This window comes from Microbispora cellulosiformans, from assembly GCF_008728085.1.
GTDB lineage: Bacteria > Actinomycetota > Actinomycetes > Streptosporangiales > Streptosporangiaceae > Microbispora > Microbispora amethystogenes.
Map to the genome: position 1 here is coordinate 415,478 of NZ_VYTZ01000001.1, position 16,381 is coordinate 431,858.

Annotated in this window: 12 protein-coding genes; 5 read left to right on the forward strand and 7 right to left on the reverse strand. The window is 70.6% G+C overall.

Going from position 1 to position 16,381, the window contains the following annotated elements; genetic code table 11:
• Positions 1-193 precede the first annotated feature (193 nt).
• Positions 194-664: an Rv3235 family protein gene (locus tag F5972_RS01695; RefSeq protein ID WP_150930380.1), complete on the forward strand. Its 471-nt coding sequence runs from the start codon at positions 194-196 to the stop codon at positions 662-664.
• Positions 665-900: 236 nt separating this feature from the next.
• Here the strand turns inward: F5972_RS01695 and secA are convergent, their stop codons facing one another.
• The gene (gene secA, locus F5972_RS01700) at positions 901-3,702 is read right to left on the reverse strand and encodes a preprotein translocase subunit SecA (protein WP_150930382.1); all 2,802 of its coding nucleotides are present in this window, start codon (positions 3,700-3,702) and stop codon (positions 901-903) included.
• A 220-nt stretch (positions 3,703-3,922) separates the two neighbouring features.
• Here secA and F5972_RS01705 point away from each other — a divergent pair, with 220 nt between their 5' ends.
• The 3 genes from F5972_RS01705 to F5972_RS01715 all read left to right on the forward strand — a co-directional run bounded on the left by F5972_RS01705 (position 3,923) and on the right by F5972_RS01715 (position 6,981).
• Entirely contained in the window at positions 3,923-4,195 is a 273-nt protein-coding gene (locus F5972_RS01705; RefSeq protein ID WP_150930385.1) for an HGxxPAAW family protein, read from the forward strand.
• Positions 4,196-4,298: 103 nt separating this feature from the next.
• Positions 4,299-5,504, forward strand: a complete 1,206-nt coding sequence (locus tag F5972_RS01710) for a winged helix-turn-helix domain-containing protein (protein ID WP_150930387.1) — start codon at positions 4,299-4,301, stop codon at positions 5,502-5,504.
• Between the two features lie 409 nt (positions 5,505-5,913).
• Positions 5,914-6,981: a pentapeptide repeat-containing protein gene (locus F5972_RS01715; protein ID WP_191909894.1), complete on the forward strand. Its 1,068-nt coding sequence runs from the start codon at positions 5,914-5,916 to the stop codon at positions 6,979-6,981.
• A gap of 289 nt (positions 6,982-7,270) precedes the next feature.
• Here F5972_RS01715 and F5972_RS01720 read toward each other — a convergent pair whose 3' ends face one another.
• The 6 genes from F5972_RS01720 to mtrA all read right to left on the reverse strand — a co-directional run bounded on the left by F5972_RS01720 (position 7,271) and on the right by mtrA (position 14,524).
• Positions 7,271-7,975: a response regulator gene (locus F5972_RS01720; protein WP_225311088.1), complete on the reverse strand. Its 705-nt coding sequence runs from the start codon at positions 7,973-7,975 to the stop codon at positions 7,271-7,273.
• A gap of 313 nt (positions 7,976-8,288) precedes the next feature.
• Complete coding sequence (hpf, locus tag F5972_RS01725) at positions 8,289-8,984, reverse strand: ribosome hibernation-promoting factor, HPF/YfiA family (protein ID WP_150930391.1); 696 nt, start codon at positions 8,982-8,984, stop codon at positions 8,289-8,291.
• A 525-nt stretch (positions 8,985-9,509) separates the two neighbouring features.
• Positions 9,510-10,271, reverse strand: a complete 762-nt coding sequence (locus F5972_RS01730; RefSeq protein ID WP_150930393.1) for a ComF family protein — start codon at positions 10,269-10,271, stop codon at positions 9,510-9,512.
• A gap of 46 nt (positions 10,272-10,317) precedes the next feature.
• Positions 10,318-12,087, reverse strand: coding sequence for an LpqB family beta-propeller domain-containing protein (locus F5972_RS01735; RefSeq protein ID WP_150930396.1), 1,770 nt, complete (start codon positions 12,085-12,087; stop codon positions 10,318-10,320).
• Complete coding sequence (gene mtrB / locus F5972_RS01740) at positions 12,077-13,831, reverse strand: MtrAB system histidine kinase MtrB (RefSeq protein WP_150930398.1); 1,755 nt, start codon at positions 13,829-13,831, stop codon at positions 12,077-12,079. The genes F5972_RS01735 and mtrB overlap by 11 nt, the downstream gene beginning before the upstream one ends.
• A gap of 15 nt (positions 13,832-13,846) precedes the next feature.
• A complete protein-coding gene (gene mtrA / locus F5972_RS01745) occupies positions 13,847-14,524 on the reverse strand; it encodes an MtrAB system response regulator MtrA (RefSeq protein ID WP_030509347.1) in 678 nt (225 codons plus the stop codon).
• Between the two features lie 312 nt (positions 14,525-14,836).
• Between mtrA and F5972_RS38695 the strand changes: the two genes are divergently transcribed.
• Entirely contained in the window at positions 14,837-16,378 is a 1,542-nt protein-coding gene (locus tag F5972_RS38695) for a DUF7544 domain-containing protein (RefSeq protein ID WP_150930399.1), read from the forward strand.
• Positions 16,379-16,381 lie beyond the last annotated feature (3 nt).

Sequence of the window (16,381 nt, forward strand, 5' to 3'; positions counted from 1 at the left end):
CAATTCCGGATGACCTTAATATCCTTCTCCATGCTCCACTAACAGGGGATGTTCCCCCCAGCTCGGCCGGACCTTCCCGGGCGAATGGCGGCACACCGCGGCGGCTCTCGGCAAAGTTGGCGACCCCGGTATCAGGCGGGACGACCGCAACCTCTATTAGGCGTCAGATCCGGCGCGCGAGAGCGGAGTCCCGATGCCCAAGCCCGTCCCCCTGCCACGGCTCGCGTCCGTCCCCCCGGCCGATCCTCCCTACGAGGAGCGGGACGGCGGTCCCGTGACGTACGGCGCGCTCGCACTCGCCCCGGCCACCCTCCCGGCGCCGCCCGTGTCGTACCCGTACGGACGGCCGGGGGGCTCCCTCACCGACGAGCGCCGGCTGCGGGGGCTCGGCCAGGCGCTGGCGGAGATCCTGGCGGGCCGCAGGCCGCCGGAGACGGTGGCCGGCCGGCTCACCGAGCGGGCCTACCGCGAACTGGTCCGGGCCGGAAAGATGATCGACACCGAGCGGCCGCCGCTGACCGGCCTGCCGCACGTGCAACGGCCCGTGGACGGGGTCATCGAGATGTGCCTGCTGGTCAACTGTGGTCCGCGCAGCCGGGTGCTCGCCGTACGGCTGGAGCGGCAGGGCATGCAGTGGCTGGTCACCGACTTCGAGACCGCCTGACCCCGCGGGTTCCCGCCCCCGGTCTCCGGCGCTCCCGGTCGTGACCGGGTGCCGCCCCCCGGTCGCAACCCATCAGACTGGCGCTCCTGGTAGGGCTCCTTCGCGTCGGCGCTGCGGGCCGTGGCCCTTGGCGTCGGCCTTACCCGGCCCCTTTTGCCGGCCCTTCCCCACGACATGGAAGGACCCCGCCGGACATGTCCGGCGGGGTCCTTCTCAGCTCAGGTCGCGCCTGACGGTCACGCCTGCTGGTTGCGCGGGTCGCCGTGGCAGCGCTTGAACTTCTTGCCCGAGCCACAGGGGCAGGGCGCGTTGCGCTCGACGTCGCCGTACGCGGCGCGCTGCTCGGGAGTCGACCTGACCCGGCTGACCTCCACGTCGCCGCTCTCGCCGGGCGCGGTGTAGACCATCTCGGTCGGCCGCGACGGCTGCCGCAGTGCCCGGGCGATGATCGACCCGGTCTCCGACAGCGCCGTGTCCTCCTCGGCGTTCTCCTCCACGATCGGGTTGGCCTGCACCTCGACCTCGAGGTTGAACAGGTAGCCGACCGACTCCTCCTTGATGCCGTCGAGCATCGCGGAGAACATCTCGAAGCCCTCGCGCTGGTACTCAATCAGCGGGTCCTTCTGGGCATAGGCGCGCATGCCGATGCCCTCCTGGAGGTAGTCCATCTCGTAGAGGTGCTCGCGCCACTTGCGGTCGAGCACCGAGAGGATGACCCGGCGCTCCAGCTCGCGCATCGCCTCGGGACCAAGCTGCTCCTCGCGGCGGTCGTACGCCTGGAGCGCGTCTTCCTTGATCTTGTCGGCGATGAGCTTGGCGTCGAGGTCCTCCTTGGCGCCGCCGGCCTCCTCGACGAGCTGGTCGACCGTGACGGAGACGGGGTAGAGCTGCCCGAAGGCCTTCCACAGCTTGTCGAGGTCCCACTCCTCGGCGAAGCCCTCGCCGGTGGCGCCCTTGACGTAGTCGTCGACGACGTCGGTGACGAAGGTGCGGACCTGCTCGTGCAGGTCGGCGCCCTCCAGCACCCGCCGCCGCTCGGCGTAGATGACCGTGCGCTGCCGGTTCATCACCTCGTCGTACTTCAGGACGTTCTTGCGGATCTCGAAGTTCTGCTGCTCGACCTGGTGCTGGGCCGACGCGATGGCCTTGGACACCATGCCCGACTCGATCGGCACGTCGTCCGGGATGTTCAGCCGCGTCATGATCATCTCGACCCGGGCGGCGTTGAACAGCCGCATGAGGTCGTCTTCGAGCGACAGGTAGAACCGCGACTCGCCGGGGTCGCCCTGACGGCCGGAACGGCCGCGGAGCTGGTTGTCGATGCGCCGCGACTCGTGCCGCTCGGTGCCCAGCACGTAGAGCCCGCCGGCGTCGACGACCTGCTCGTGCTCGGCCTTGACGGCCTCCTTGGCCTTCTCCAGCGCCTCGGGCCAGGCCTTCTCGTACTCGTCCGGCGTCTCGGACGGCGACAGGCCGCGCTGCTGAAGCTCCAGGTCGGCGCGGAACTCGGGGTTGCCGCCGAGCATGATGTCGGTGCCTCGACCGGCCATGTTGGTGGCCACGGTGACCGCGCCCTTGCGGCCCGCCTCGGCGACGATCGCCGCCTCACGGGCGTGGTTCTTGGCGTTCAGCACCTCGTGCGGCACGCCCTGGCGCTTGAGCATGCGCGACAGCTTCTCGGACTTCTCGACGCTCGTGGTGCCGACGAGGACCGGCTGGCCCTGCTCGTAGCGCGCCTTGATGTCGTCGACGCACGCCTGGAACTTGGCGTCCTCGGTCTTGTAGACCACGTCGGCCTGGTCCTGACGGACCATCGGCCGGTTGGTCGGGATCGGGACGACGCCCAGCTTGTACGTCTGGTGGAACTCGTTGGCCTCGGTCGCGGCCGTACCGGTCATGCCGGCGAGCTTCTCGTACAGGCGGAAGTAGTTCTGGAGGGTGATCGTGGCGAGAGTCTGGTTCTCGTCCTTGATCTTCACGCCTTCCTTGGCCTCGATGGCCTGGTGCATGCCCTCGTTGTAACGGCGGCCGTGCAGCACGCGCCCGGTGAACTCGTCGACGATCAGAACCTCGCCGTCGACGACGATGTAGTCCTTGTCCTTCTTGAACAGTTCCTTCGCCTTGAGCGCGTTGTTGAGGAACTGCACGAGGTGGGTGTGCTCGGGCTTGTAGAGGTTGTCGATGCCGAGCCAGTCCTCGACCCGCTCCACGCCCGCTTCCAGGATGCCGACCGTGCGCTTCTTCTCGTCGACGACGTAGTCGCCGGTGCTCTCCTCGCCGTCCTTGCCCTCGGTGCCGCGGCGGAGCCTCGGCACGATCTTGGCGAACTCCTGGTACCACTTGCCCGACTGCTCACCGGGGCCGGAGATGATGAGCGGGGTGCGGGCCTCGTCGATCAGGATCGAGTCGACCTCGTCGACGATGGCGTAGTTGTGGCCGCGCTGGACGCACTCCTCCATCGACCACGCCATGTTGTCACGCAGGTAGTCGAAGCCGAACTCGTTGTTCGTGCCGTACGTGATGTCGGCGTTGTACTGCCTGCGGCGCTCGTCCGGCGGCATGTTGGCCAGGATGACCCCGACCTCAAGGCCCAGGAAGCGGTGCACGCGGCCCATCGTCTCCGCGTCGCGCTTGGCCAGGTAGTCGTTGACCGTGACGACGTGGACGCCCTTGCCGGAGATCGCGTTGAGGTAGGCGGGAAGCGTACAGGTGAGCGTCTTGCCCTCACCGGTGCGCATCTCGGAGATGTTGCCCATGTGGAGGTTGGCGCCGCCCATGAGCTGCACGTCGAAGTGGCGCTGCCCGAGGACCCGGCGGGCGGCCTCGCGCACGGTCGCGAAGGCCTCCGGCATCAGGTCGTCGAGGGACTCGCCGTCGGCGTGCCGCTGCTTGTACTCGGCGGTCAGCGCGCGGAGCTCGGCGTCGGACAGGCTCTTGAAGTCCTCTTCGATGGAGTTGACCTGCTCGGCGATGCGCTTGAGCTTCCGCAGAGTCTTGCCTTCGCCGGCGCGAAGGATCTTGTCGAGAATGGCTGGCACTTTTAGTAAAGCTCCTCGCAGGTCTCACCCCGGCCGACCACCGGGGTGTGAGGACGAGACATACTTCCCCGCTAACCATCGTAGGCGGTTCCATCACCAGACACAGCCACCCGCAATCGACGGAGCGCCGCGTCACAATCTCCTATCTCATAAGGAGAAAACCGCCCAGAGGGTTCCCCCGATGTCCCGACCGCCCGGCCCATCAGGTAGAAAACGGGGTATGGCACAGAGCGGACACCAGGGCAGCCACGCGGGAAGCGCCAAATCGTGGCTCGCCGTCAGCATCATCCTCATCGGCTTCACGATCGGGGGCGTGGCGCTGACCCTCGGCCCGAACTGGCTCTTCGTGTGGATCGGCGCGGGCATCTGCGCGGTGGGCGGACTGCTCGCCCTCGCGTTCGACATCTTCTCGGACGTGATCGTGGACGCGCCCCGGGAGATCCAGGTGCAGGAGCACCACTCCCCCTTCGAGCACCGGTCCATCGGTTCCTGAAACAGGCACGGGGCCGCTGAAGCTTTCACCGGCCCGCCCGGGAGACCCGGCCCCAGAACCGCCGTAGGCGTTTTGTCGGTCACCGCGTCTACCATCTCCTCCTGTGACCGATCTGACCGCCGACGAGGCCCGCAGGATCATCCTCCGGGCCCAGGGCTTCCTCGGCGCCGCCGCGCGCGCCGGCGGGGTTCCCGCCATGCTGCGGCGCGTCGGCGCCGTCCAGCTCGACACCATCTCCGTCCTCGCCCGCTCCCACGAGCTCGTCGCGTACGCGAGGCTCGGCGCGGTCGGCCGGGACTCGGTCGAGCGCGCCTACTGGGACTCCCCCGCCCGCGCCTTCGAATACTGGTGCCACGCCGCCTGCGTCCTGCCCATCGAGCAGTGGCCGCTGTACGACTTCCGCCGCCGCGCGTTCCGGGAACGGCGGTTCCGGTGGCACGAGGTGCCGCCCGTGGTCGACAAGGTGCTGGAGCAGGTGCGCTCCGACGGCCCGCTGACCACCGCCGACATCGGCGGCTCCAAGAATGGAGGCCCGTGGTGGGACTGGTCGGACACCAAGATCGCCATTGAGTGGCTGCTCGACATCGGCGAGGTCGTCTGCACCCGCCGCGTCGGCTGGCGGCGGGTCTACGAGCTCGCCGAGCGCGCGGTCCCGGCGGAGCTGCTCGGCCTGGACCTCTCCGACGCCGAGTGCGTGACCCGGCTGACCGGCATCGCCGGCCGCGCGCTGGGCGTGGCCACCCGGGCCGATCTGGCCGACTTCACCCGCGTCAAGGGCGCGCACGGCGCCCTGCTCGACGAGGCCCTGCTCAGCGGAGCGGCCGGCCTCGTGCCCGTACGGGTGTCGGGCTGGCCCGCCCGGCGCGGCGGGGGCGCGAGCGGGCCCAACGCCTGGGCCGACCCCGCGGCGCTGGACGGCGAGCCGCGCGGGCGGCACCGCACGACGCCGCTGTCGCCGTTCGACTCGCTGATCTGGGAGCGGGCGCGGGCCGAGCGCGTCTTCGGCCTCAACCACCGGCTGGAGGCCTATGTGCCGAGGGACAAGCGGGTCCACGGCTACTTCGCGATGCCCGTGCTCGCGGGCGGCCGGATCATCGGCCGGGTCGACCCGGCCCGCGAGGGCGCCACCCTGGTCGCCCGCCAGGTCGGCTTCGAGCCCGGGGCGCGGGCCAGGGACGTGACGGCGATGAGCGACGCGCTGTGGGAGGCCGCGAGCTGGGTCGGCTGCGCCGACGTACGCGTCGAGCGGGTCGGGACGCCCGAACTAGAGGCCCCGCTGCGCGCCGCCGTAACCCGCGACCCCCGCTGAGCGGCCTTTCAGCCCGGCGGCGGTGACCGTCCATGCATGCGTGCCCCGTATGACGATCAGATCGGGGCCGGCAACACCGGATCGTGCGGCAGGACATGACGGCCTGGAACCCTGCCCGAATCGACCTGGTGGACACCCGCCGGATTCTCCCGCGCGCTGCCCGCCCAAGCGGTGCAATAGGGGCATGTCCCGACCTCCCCGAGTGCCGCCGCGCGCGGTCATAGCCGTGGCTGCGGTCATCGGTGTGGCCATGGCCGTCCACGCACGCCGCCACGCCCATCCCGCACTCTCGGTAGCTCTTGTCGGGCCGCCATCGGCGGCAACGCCGGAGAGCTCACCGAGCCCCGCAGAGGATGCTCTGGTACCCCCTCAGCGCCGATTACCTCGGGCCCTCGGTCTGCTGCTGACCGTGGCCCTGATCGGCGCCTGCTCTGCCGCGGCCTTGGAGCTGCAGGGTCCGAACTGGGCGCGCTGGACCTTCATCGGCCTGGCGTTAGCGGTAGCGGCCTGCTTGGGGATCGCATTCATGATCGGCCCGCTGGCCCGCCGCCTGGCCGGCGAGACCTCCCCGTTGACGCCCGTCGAACGCCGGCAGATGAGCGTCATCGAGCGCGTGGAGGCCGTCAACGCGGCCCGCAACACCCTGATCCAGGCCGCCACCGGCCTGGTCGTCATCGGCGGAGTGGTCTTCACCGTTCAAGGCCTGCGGTACACCGCCGAGTCCCTGAAGACCTCCCGCCAGGCCCAGCTGACCGCGGAGCAGGGGCAGATCACCGACCGCTACACCAAGGCCGTTGAACAGCTCGGCTCGTCCAAGCAGGACGTATGCCTGGGCGGCATCTACGCCCTGCAGCGCCTCGCGGCCGACTCCCCCCGTGACCGCGAAACCATCCGCAATGTCTTGGCCGCCTACGTCCGAGGCCACGACACCTGCACTCCACAGGACCGCAAGAGCAAACCACCCAAGCAGTGCACCGCGAAAACTTTTTCCGCCCTCGCTGAGATCCCGCTCACGAGGCCCGGGGCCGACGTGCTCGCGGCACTGACCATCGCCCCCGCCCTGGCCGCCGGACGCAGCGAAGGCATCCCCTCCTCCGCGGGCGATGGCGTTACCGACTTCTCCCAGGCGCGTTTCCCTCGCACATACCTACGGGGCGCGTACCTGCGCAGCGCGAACCTGAGCGACGCGAACCTGAGCGACGCGAACCTGAGCGACGCGAACCTGAGCGACGCGAACCTGAGCGGCGCGAACCTGCGTGGCGCGAACCTGAGCGACGCATACCTGCGCGGCGCGGACCTGGTCAAGGTGAACCTGATCGGCGCGTATCTGCGCGGCGCGGATCTGAACGACGCGTACCTGAACAGCGCGTACCTGAGCGGCGCGAACCTGCGCAGCGCGAACCTGCAGGGGGTGCGGGGGATGACCGAGAAGGAGATTCGAACCGTGGCCACTGTGGATGCCAAAACGAGGTTTTGACCGCGTGCCGGCCTCGAGGCTCAGGCGGCGCCTGGATCGGCGCTCACTCAGGGTGAGGACGGGGCGCTTCGAACCTGACGACCCGGCGGAGCGTTCCCCGGCGGTCCCGGCTGGCCGCGCCCGCAGAGGCACCCCCCGCGGGGCCTCCGTGCAGGACGCTTCAGCCGCGACTCCGGTCGCTGCTCCCCCATCCGCAGTCCCGACCGGTCCCAGGTGAGGAACGCTCCCCGGGTCGCGGTGGTCGGCATGCCTTGGTCACGCGAAGAGCGCTTCCTGGACGGGCCGAGGCTCAGGTGATCTCCAGCAGGCGCTCGCGCACCGCGTAGACCACGGCCTCCATCCGGGAGTGCAGTTGCAGCTTCTCCAGGATGTTGCGGACGTGGTTCTTCACCGTGTTCTCGGAGATGAACAGGTCCTTGGCGATCTCGCGATTGTTCATGCCCTTCGCGACCAGCCGCAGGACCTCCATCTCGCGCTCGGTCAGGCGGGGGACGGGAAGCTGCGGGGGCCGCTCGGCCTCCTTGCGGCTCATGTTCGCGAACTCGGTGATCAGCTTGGCCGCCATGGCCGGGTTGATGAGCGACTGCCCCTCGTGCACCCCGCGCACCGCGTCGGGCACCTCGTCGATCTGGACGTCCTTGAGCAGGTAGCCGGTCGCGCCCGCCTTGATCGCTTCGAAGAGGTCCTCCTCCTCGTCGCTGACCGTCAGCATGATGATCCGGGTGCTCGGCACCGACTCCTTGATCTTGCGGGTCGCTCCGATGCCGTCCAGCTTCGGCATCCGGACGTCCATCAGCGCCACGTCCGGCATCAGCCGATCGGCGAGCTCAACCGCCTCCTGGCCGTCGCTGGCCTCGCCAACCACCTCGATGTCCGCCTCCGCGGCCAGCGCGAGCTCCAGGCTGCGGCGGATCAGTGCGTGATCGTCGACGATCAGGACACGGATCGGCTCGCTTCTGCCGGCTGCTCGAGCCGCCTCGTCGGGTCGGGTCACGGAACCTCCTTGCGGGGGCCAAGGACGCTGGATCGCCATCATTACACGGGTTCCGGAGTGTTAGGGATCTTCGTCGCGCCGGACCGGGCCTCCTCCGAGGGATCGCGCGGTGCCCCGGCCCGGTGCGCGGGACCCAGGCGGCGCCTCGCTGCGTTGTCGCCCCACCCGCGAAGATTCCTCGCAGGCTCGGAATCTCCGCGGGGCCCGGAGTCGTCGGCCGGAGGCTCCGCTCCGACCTCCTCCTCCGCCTTGCGATGCATCCACCTGGATCCCCGCGCGTTCGTCCGGGCCGGGGACCACACGAAGACCTGCCTCAGGGCTCGATGAGCCTGAGGAGACCGTAGTCGTAGCCGCGCCGCCGGTAGACGACGCTGGGCAGGCCGCCCTCCTTGTCGCGGAAGAGGTAGAAGTCGTGACCCACCAGCTCCATCTCGAGGAGCGCCTGGTCGATCGTCATGGGGTCGGCCTTGTGGAACTTCTCGCGCACGATCAGCGGTCCGTCGCCGTCCATCTCGATGGGGACGATCGGCCCGGAATCCTCGACCCGCTCCTGCTCAGGCTCCCACTCGGCGACCGCCGGGGCCGCCTGCACCGCCGCGACCTCCGCGACCGGCCCGGGCTCCTCCCGGGCGGTGCGGACCACCCCCTGCGCGTCCTCCATCACCGCCGTGAGCTCGGCCGTCGAGGGCGGGCAGTTCTTCCCGTGGTGGATCTTGCGGCGGTCGGCGAGCCGCCTCAGCCGCTCTTCGAGCTTGCCGATGGCGATGTCCAGCGCCGAGAAGCGGTCGTCCGCGCACGCCTCGGCGCGGATGACGGGGCCACGTGAGTGGATGGTGAGCTCCACCCGTTCACGTTGCCCGCTCTGCCGGTGGTTGGACTCCTTGGAGACCTCCACATCGGCCTGGATGAGCTTGTTGTCCAGTCGTTGGATTCTGGCCAGCTTGGACGTCACATGATCACGGAAACGGTCACTCACTGTGGTGTGCCGTCCCTTGACGATGATTTCCACGCAAAGCCTCCCTTCGCACATCGACTGCGGTGCACGGCTTTCGGAGCACCCGTCCGGCCGACCTGGTCTTCGTCCCCACATCCGCCTGCTGAGGGGTTCGCAGCTCAGTCGCCACTACTGCCCTTCTCCTCTTGCGGGGGACATCTGGACCCCCGGGAGGGCAGGACTTACCTCTAAGCCGCACCGTGATCGGTCGACCAAGAGTCGCCTTACGTGGACCGTTTCGCCTGCGGCTGGCATCGGCTTGCCAGGCCGGACCCCACGAGGGAGTCGGCCCGGCGCAACCACGGACCCGGACGGGTGCCATGTCTGAACGCTAGTCGTTGCCGACATGAATGTCAGCCAAGAGGAGAGCCGGACGATCACTTTGCGTGATCTGGGTTGCCGTCTCACCCTTGGAAAACTCGCGGTCATATTCCTGGAATCCCCGCAGATCCGGTGTCCACACCTCTCCCGAGCAGGTGGCTCGCCGAATCCGCCGTCCGGTCCTCTCCATGGGGACGAGGGGTGAATCTGCCTCGGGTTTTACCATCCGTGATTGTCGGCAACGCGGCACTTCCGGCGTGTCGCGACATATGGGACACGTCTGGGGGTGGCGGCGATCGTCACCGCCGCGGCCGGCGCGACACCCGCCGCGCGCAGCGCCCGCGCCGCCTCCGCCAGCGTCGCCCCGGTCGTGACGACGTCGTCCACCAGGACGACCCGGAATCCCACACCACGCCCTGTGCCGCTGTGAGACGGCCCCAGCGCCCCCGCGAGGCGATCCCCGACCACGAAGGCGCCGGAGAGGTTGGCGGCCCGCTCCGGCGAGCTTAGGCCCGCCTGGTCGGCCACCCGCCTGCGCTGCCGCAGCAGCGGCGCGAGCACGGCGGGAAGGCCCTGCCCGCGCAGCTCGCGGGCGGCGGCCGTCGCGACGGCGCGCACCGGGTCGTGCCCCCGGCGGCGGACGGCGGCCCGGGCGCTCGGCACCGGCACCAGCCACGTCTCCGTCACCGGCGCCGCCTCGGCTTCCTGCCAGGCGGCGACGCAGGTCGCCACGGAGGCGGCCAGGACCGGCACCAGGGCCGTACGGCCGCGTTCCTTGCAGGCGAGGATCATCCGGCGGGCCGCGCCCTCGTAGGCGGTGGCCGACCAGCAGTCCGGCAGGCCCGGGGGCGCCGGGTCCGGCGGCCGTGGAGCCGGCTCGCCGAGAAGCCTCGCCAGGCAGGACGGGCAGGCCGTCGCGCCCCACGCGCCGCATCCGGCGCAACGGGGCGGGAGGATCAGGTCGAGCAGCGCGGGCACCACGCGCCCAGCATCCCGCCCGCCACCGACATTCCGGCGGGACGACCGGTCAGCCGAGGGGATAGACCGGATTGGTGGCGCCGTCCTTGGCGAGCTGGTTCCAGGCCTGCTTGTCGGTGCTGTAGCTGATCACCTGGCCCTCGTCGGCCGCGGCGATCACGTGGTCGGGGGCGGCGGCGATCGACTCGATCTTCGAATCCAGCTTGATGGGCCCGGCGTCCGGGTCCGTCCTGCCCTCCATCACCGACCACGGGGTCAGCTCCTGGCCGCTCTTGACCTTGGACAGCACGAGCAGATCGGTGGCGTCCTGCCAGGCGATGTCCTCGATCTGCTGGTCGTCGCGGGAGTCGATGAGCGTCCGAACGTCGTCGATCCGCACCTGCTCGCCGAGGCGGAGAATCGTGCCGACCCGAACGGAGGTGCCGAGCCCGTCGTCGAGGATGGCGGCGACCCTCGCCCCGTCGCGGGAGACCCGCAACTTGATGATGCGCCCGTACGACAGTTCCTCGGAGATCTCCACCCTGCGGGGCTGGCCGCCGATCGCCGTCCAGACGCGGCTCTCGTGCGCGCTCACCTTCTCGGCCGACCAGACGGCGCCGTACCGGTCCCAGGAGGGCGGGCTCATGTTCCGGCCGGCGATCCACCGCTGCCACGCGCTGCCCGGCGTCATCGGCGCGACGTAGACGCCGTCGCCGTTGACCAGGGCCGCCACCGAGACCGGATACTGGGTCAGGACGGCCGGCTCGGTGAACTTCCCGGCCTGCTCGCCCGCCGCGCCCGGCACGGGGGTGCCGGCGCCCTTCTCCTTGTACTGCAGCAGCCTGCCGCCCTGCATGTAGTAGGCCTGCGGCGAACTGCTCAGCACGTTCGGGTCGTACGCGTGGTAGTCGGCGGGCCGGAACCGGACTCCGGAGCCGCTGCCGTTGACGCGGATCTCCACCGTACGGCCGGTCACCAGGTCGCCGAGCGTCCACACGAGTTGCGCCTTGATCGCGTCGAGGCGGTCGGTCGACACCGTGTCCACCTGGGAGGTGAAGTCGACCACGACCGTGTCGCCCTCGACGGTGATCCGGTTGAGGTCGGTGCCTGCCGGGAAGGCGCTGCGCACCGCGCTCGCGATCGACGAGGTCGGCCCGGCGAGCAGGCGGCGGACCCGCGTCTCGGGCACCCCCCTGCTCGGCTCGATGGGCACCCACACCCGGTCGGCCACCAGCCCCGTCGCCGGGATGGCCGGGGGGTAGTACAAATCCACCCGCCGGTACGCCCGCCGCACGTCGTCGCTCGACAGCAGGCGGGCGTCCGGCGGGATGTCGATCCGCCACTCGGCGCCCACCTTGACCAGGGTGAACGGCTCGACCAGGGCGCCGGTCGCGGGGGTGTACCTGCCCTCGGAGTCGATCGTGGCGACCTTCGTCCCCTTCAGCGTCACCGTCGTCCGCGTGGCGTGCTCAAGGTCCTGCGTGCGGTCCGGCTCGATCTTGCCCTCGTAGACGCGGGTCTGCCGCCTGGGGTTCCAGCGCTGGGCCGCGCCCGGGGTGAGGTACTGCTTGGCCATCCGCAACTCGGCGTCGTCGAAGGAGGCCATGGCGGCCTGGAAGCCCTTGACGATGTCGTCGGGCGAGGCGCCCTGCTTCGGCGGCTCCGCGATGATCCGCACGTACGGCTCGCTGAGCGTGTCCTTGCTCTTGTCCACCTGGGCGAGGCGGGGGCCGCTCGTCGGCACGGTGGCGCAGCCCGTCCCGCCGCCGGCCAGCACGAGGACCACGCCCGCGAACGCCGCGAGGCGGCGGGTCACCGCGCCGCGACGCTCAGTCGGCATCGAAACCGCCCGCTTCTGCGCTCTCCCGCACGCGGGGCCCGGCCTCGGAGATCGCCCCGATGGCGGGGGTCAGGACCGGCGTGACGTGGCCGCGCCAGGTGCGCCGCATCTCCACCTCCGGCGGCACCAGCGGGAGCGGCGATCCGCGCAGCGGCGCCCCCGCGACGCGCGGCAGCGACAGGCGGAACTGGCTGCCCTCACCAGGGGCGCCCCATGCCTGGAGCCAGCCGCCGTGCAGCATCGCGTCCTCCCGCGAGATCGCCAGCCCGAGCCCCGTGCCGCCGATGGTGCGGGCACGCGAGGGATCGGCCCGCCAGAAGCGGTCGAAGACCATGTTCTCCTCGCCCGGCTTCAGGCCGACCCCGTGGTCGCGTACGGCCACGGCCACGGCGTCGCGGTCGGCGCCGAGCGTGACCACGATCTCCCGGCCCTCTCCGTGCTCGATGGCGTTGAACAGCAGGTTGCGCAGGATCCGCTCGACCCTGCGGCTGTCCACCTCGGCCATGCAGGGCTCGTTGGGCAGGCGCAGCTCGAACCGGGTGGCCTGCCGTTCCGCCAGCGTCTCGGAGTCGCCCACCGCGCGCAGCACCACGTCGCGCATGTCGACGGGGTCCAGGTCGAGAGTCGCGGCCCCCGCGTCGTACCGGCTGATCTCCAGCAGGTCGGCGAGCATGGACTCGAAGCGTTCGAGCTGGTTCTGCATCAGCTCGGCCGCCCGCGCCGACGAGGGGTCGAAGTCCTCGCGGCCCTCGTACAGCAGGTCGGCGGCCATGCGGACGGTCGTCAGCGGCGTACGCAGCTCGTGCGAGACGTCGGAGACGAACTGGCGCTGCACCTGGGAGAGCTCCTCCAGCTGGTGGATCTTCACGGCCAGGGTGGAGGCCATCTCGTTGAACGAGGTGGCCAGCCGGGCGAGGTCGTCCTCACCGCGCACCTTGAGCCGCTCCTCCAGGCGACCGGCCGCCAGTCGTTCCGCCGCCTGGCGCGCGAGCCGTACGGGGATGACCACCTGGCGGGTGACGAGCGAGGCGACGCCCGCGAGCAGCAGCACGAGCGCGGCGCCCGCGCCGATCAGCATCCGCTGGACCGCCTGGAACGTCTTCTCCTCGTCGCCCAGCGGGAAGACGTGGTAGATCTCGTAGGTCCCGTTGACCATGGCGCCGACCACCAGGGCGGGCTCGGGCTGCTTCGCGCCGATGTAGCGCACCGTCACGGTCTGGTGCCACAGAGGGTGGTCCTCGTCGCTGTTCCGGACGTCCGCCCGGAGCGACGCGGGGATGCTCAGCGGGTCGATCTGGCCGGAAACCCTGCCCTGCCCGACCATGCTCGTGTTGTAGATGACGACGTCGTAGCGGCCGCCGGAGCGGTCCGCCAGCGCCTGGGCCGCCGTGTCGGCGGGATCGCCCACCGGGCCGGGCGCCGTGCCGTCCTGCCCGGTGTCGCCGATGTCGGAGAGCTGGCTCAGGTAACCGCTCGCGGTGGCGTTGTTGGCCTGCGACTCCGCGACCGCGGACACCTCGCTGGCGTTGTGCACCGACGCGTAGATCGACTGCATCAGGAACACACCGAGGACGACCACGACGGCCATCGACAGCACCAGCGTGCTGGTGACGACGCGGAGCTGGAGCGAGCGCCGCCAGACCCTCCGCAGCCGGCCCGCGAGACGGCGCGCGCGTCTGCGGACCCCACGGGCGATCTGGCCAGGGGTCCGACGGCGGCGGGGCTTTCTCGCGGGTGCCGGCATGGTGGGAGCGGGCGCTTACGCGGGGCCGGCCTTGTAACCCACCCCGCGCACCGTGACCACGATCTCCGGGTGCTCGGGGTCCTTCTCGATCTTCGCGCGCAGGCGCTGGACGTGCACGTTGACGAGGCGCGTGTCGGCGGCGTGCCGGTAGCCCCAGACCTGCTCCAGCAGCACCTCGCGGGTGAAGACCTGACGGGGCTTGCGCGCCAGCGCGACCAGCAGGTCGAACTCCAGCGGCGTGAGGTTGATGGTCTCCTCGCCGCGCTTGACCGAGTGACCGGCCACGTCGATCGTGATGTCGCCGATCTGGAGGATCTCGGGGGTGGGCTCGTCGGTGCGGCGCAGGCGGGCGCGCACCCGGGCGACGAGTTCCTTCGGCTTGAACGGCTTGACGATGTAGTCGTCGGCGCCGGACTCCAGGCCGAGGACCACGTCGATGGTGTCGCTCTTGGCCGTCAGCATGACGATGGGGACCCCGGACTCGGCCCGGATGCGGCGGCAGACGTCGATGCCGTCGGCGCCGGGGAGCATCAGGTCGAGCAGGACGAGGTCCGGCCGGGTGTCCCGGAACGCGTCGAGCGCCTTGTCGCCGTCGGACACGAACGACGGTTCGAAACCCTCCCCGCGCAAGACGATGCCGAGCATCTCGGCGAGAGCGGCGTCGTCGTCGACGACCAGCACGCGACCCTTCATGGCCCCTCATTCGTACGCGTTTGGGAGATTTGGGCGTTTGTCACAGGTACCCCCGCAGGCTACCGGTGGCCGCCACTCGGGTGTTACACGACCATGACAGAGGTTGGAGTTTAGGCGGGATGGAGTTTAGGCGCAGCAGACGAAGCGCGGGATTATCTGACCAGATGCGGTCACACCGGCGGGAATCCCGTGGTGCGGTCACGTTCCAAGTGTGCGCCCGCGCCCCGGTTTCAACCATCCCCCGCTCACCCCCGCGACGGGACGCTTGGTGATCACGCGGCACACGCACGTACATCATGCCAGGATTGGGACATGACTGACGGCCCCGGCTCCTCACCCGACGTGCCCTCCGGCTGGGCGGCCGAGCAACCTCCGCCGTACGGCGGAGCCGCCGGGACGGGCGGAACGGGCGGATCCTGGGCCGCCCCCGGCGGCCGGGAAGGCCCGGCCGGCCCCCAGACCGGCCCGTACGGCCAGCCCGGACAGCATGGCCAGCCCGGACAGCCCGGTTCTCACGGCTCGTACGGCCAGCCTGGGCAGTACGGTCAGCCCGGCTACGGCCAGTCCGGGCCGTCCGGGCCGTCCGGTCAGGGCCCGCAGGCGGGCGGACCGCACTACGGGTCCGGTCCCTACGCCCAGGGTCCCTACGCCCAGGGTCCCTACGCGCAGGGTTCCTACGCACAGGGTTCCTACGGACAGCGCCCGCCCGAGGCGCCCCGGCCGGGGATCATCCCGCTGCGCCCGCTGACGCTCGGCGACATCTTCGACGGCACGATCAAGCTGATCCGCTCGAACCCGAAGGCCACGCTCGGCCTGTCGGCGATCGTGGCGGCCGTCACCTCGATCCCGGGCGCGCTCGGCCAGGCGGTCGGCCTCGGCATGTTCGGGACGGCGCTGGAGGGCTTCGGCTCCGGTTCCTACGCGACGACCGGCTCGCCCGCGCTCCCGGTCGTCGGCGTGGCCGCGCAGTACATCGGCGCGATCATCACCTACGTCATGACGTTCCTGGGAACCATGATCCTCACGGGCATCCTCACCCGGGTGCTCGGCCGCGCGGTGTTCGGCGGCCGGATCACGGTGGGCGAGGCCTGGCAGCTCGCGCGGTCGCGGGTGCTCGCCCTGCTGGGGCTGGCTATGCTGCAGGCCCTCATCCTCGTGGCGCCGGTGCTCGTCCTCCTCGCGCTCCTCGTGGCTCTGGGGCTGGGTGACGCGACGGCGGGCGCCTTCGTGGCCGTCGCCCTGCTGTTCGTGCTGGCCTACATCCCGTACGCCGCCTTCTTCTACACCCGCTTCTCGCTGGCGGCCCCCGCGGTCGTGCTGGAGGGCCGTGGGGTCACCGACGCGATGGCCCGATCGTGGCGGCTGGTGAAGGGCGACAGCTGGCGGGTGTTCGGCATCCTGGTGCTCACCGCCGTGCTCGCGGGCATCGCTTCCAGCGTGCTGGGGGTCCCGTTCACGATCGGCGGTTCCCTGATCGGGATGTTCGGCGGCGGCACGGTCGCCGCCACGGCGCTCACCACGGTCCTCCTGGCCGCGGGCAGCGTCGTCGCCTCCATGATCACTTATCCCTTCCAGGCGGGCGTGGCCGGGCTCCTCTACGCCGACAGGCGGATGCGGGCCGAGGCGTTCGACCTCGTGCTGCAGACGGCGGCCGCGCAGAACCAGTCGCAGGGCTGGGTCCACACCGGCGTCGACGACCTGTGGCACCCGAGCCACGCGGCCGCGGCGGGACCGGTGCCCGGCCCCGGATCTCCGCCCTACGACGGGACCTCACCCGGAGGCTCGTCCTACTACGGAACCCCACCCGGGGCCTCGCCCTACTACGGAACCCCGCCGAACGGACCGCAGGGGTGACGA